The 2,063-nt window shown below is 43.2% G+C and carries 3 protein-coding genes and 1 riboswitch; of the genes, 2 read left to right on the top strand and 1 reads right to left on the bottom strand.

Annotation, left to right across the window (positions count from 1 at the left end):
* Positions 1-252 precede the first annotated feature (252 nt).
* A complete protein-coding gene (locus tag RMO79_RS01525; RefSeq protein ID WP_310481287.1) occupies positions 253-654 on the bottom strand; it encodes a DUF1636 domain-containing protein in 402 nt (133 codons plus the stop codon).
* 34 nt (positions 655-688) lie between these two features.
* Positions 689-839: riboswitch (cobalamin riboswitch) on the bottom strand.
* 151 nt (positions 840-990) lie between these two features.
* Between RMO79_RS01525 and RMO79_RS01520 the strand changes: the two genes are divergently transcribed.
* On the top strand, positions 991-1,740 hold the full coding sequence (locus RMO79_RS01520) for a GTP-binding protein (protein ID WP_310481286.1): 750 nt from the start codon (positions 991-993) through the stop codon (positions 1,738-1,740).
* A partial coding sequence (locus RMO79_RS01515) for a metallophosphoesterase family protein (protein ID WP_310481285.1) occupies positions 1,737-2,063 on the top strand: 327 nt, incomplete at its 3' end. The genes RMO79_RS01520 and RMO79_RS01515, both read left to right, overlap by 4 nt.

Below are 2,063 nucleotides of genomic sequence, written 5' to 3'. Positions count from 1 at the left end.
AATGAATTTGTCAATATCTAAAGCAATCGGTTTTTAGATGAATGTGGTTGTTTCTTAGTATGAAATTACCATTTATTCGATCGAAATTAATTGCTTTTAATCTTGACAACCTAAGCCTGATAAGGAATGAATCAGCCCTGCTTTTTAAGGGGGTTTGGGGGATTCAGATCTAGAAACGAAGTCTAGCTAACTTGTATATATACGGTAGCTACTATGGCAACGGCAAGTTATCTAGTGGCGAAAAGGTTTTGCTTAAATACTGACTGGTATTTCGATACTAGGAACGATTCCAATTACGCCTTTTCTGAGTCGTTCGGGACGCTCCGACCATTTCATCGCGCCATCTGGCTGGCGACGATAAAGACTAGCACACTCCAAAATAGACTGAGATACCTCAGCTAGAGAGGTGCGCTCTAGATCTCCAAATAGATAAGTAGATTTACCCGCCGCCGCAAAAGCAACGACACAAGGACGATTGCACGCGCCCATACATTTAACTGCTTTGACCTCAAAGTCTTGTGCTAATGGGTTTGCGGCTAATTGAGTCGTCAATTCTTGGTGGAGTAAATAACCGCCGCTGTTGCCTACTTCTCTGCCATCTTGCCAATTACCGGCGCAAGATTGACACACGAAAATTGTGTGTTTGTCATCCATAATATTTTTCCCCTCTGTGCCTCGCAGAATATAAGTCGGGATCTATCGAATCGGCGGGTGTTCTGACTAATCGACTACCGCAGGTAATCGAAACACAGTTGCGGGACAGCGTTGGATTTGCACCAAACTTTCCCCATTACTTTCGATCGATAATCTCGATCGAAACCGAATCTACTCTCAACACAGTACCATAGGTTGTCAATGTTGTGAGTTAATGATAACTATTTGCAAACTAAAGCAGTTTAGCAAGAATGATTATCATTCCTGTTATTTATGATATGCTGATAAAGTTTCCATTCATCTTCGCAGTTCATGGATCGGTACCCCATCTACCTCGTGACAGTGCCATGCGGTTCTGGCAAAACTACCTGGATTCACCAACAACTCACCACCAGCACCGAACCTAGTGCTTATATCTGTCTGGGTGCAGATGCTACCCCGATCGATCTGACCTATATTACCGCAACTTGCCCCCATGTCAAACCGATCTCGGCTGGCGCATCGTGGACGCAGCTAGCTGAGATCCAACCGCTATATGTTGAGATTGCACCGCAACTGGATCTAGCCACTCTGCAATTACCCGTAGATCTCGAATCTTGTCAGCGAATTGCGATCTTACCCAAAGGATTAATCGCGAGTGAATATCACGATTGGGCGAGTCAAACTCTCATTAGTGAAGTTACTGATAAAAATGTTTCGCTAACTGCCTCCCCCCGCTGGGGATTGACTGGAGAAGTTTTAGATCCAGCAAGTTTAAACATATTTTGGGATGAATTAATTCAGGGAGCTTATGGTGAAGTTGCCAGAGCTAAAGGGATTTTCGAGATCGTTGATGGTCGATCGTTTTACTTTAGCTTTGGGGTAGGTTTTCCCGATTGTACTTACTTTGAATTGCCGTTACCACCAGTATTAACCAGAAGACCAACGCGGTTTAGTGGATTAGAAGTTATAGGGAATAATTTGCAACCTCCATTAATTATGGAAACGTTAGAAGACTGCGGTTTAGATGATATTGCCCTGGCTCATTATCAAGAGCAAATTAAATCTCAATTATCAACCGAATCACCAGAGGAAGCATTAGTATGAAAATAGCAGTAATATCTTGCATTCATGGTAACTATGAAGCTTTGAATGCGGTATTGTCAGATATCGATAAACAACGAGCAGACAAAATCTTTTGCTTGGGAGATTTGGTCGGTTATGGCCCTCATCCGAATGCAGTAGTAGAGATGATTCGCTCTCTAGATATCCCCACCGTCCAAGGTTGTTGGGATGAAGATATCGTCGAAGGTTTGAATGCTTGCGAGTGTAGTTATCCATCAATTTTGGCAGAGAAAAGGGGCAAGAAAGCACATGAATGGACGAATGACCATATTCATCCCGAAGTCCGCGAATATCTCGCTCAGTTG

It is taken from the genome of Chamaesiphon sp. VAR_48_metabat_403 (assembly GCF_031422475.1).
Classification (GTDB): domain Bacteria; phylum Cyanobacteriota; class Cyanobacteriia; order Cyanobacteriales; family Chamaesiphonaceae; genus Chamaesiphon.
This window is presented reverse-complemented; position numbering and strand designations above follow the sequence as displayed.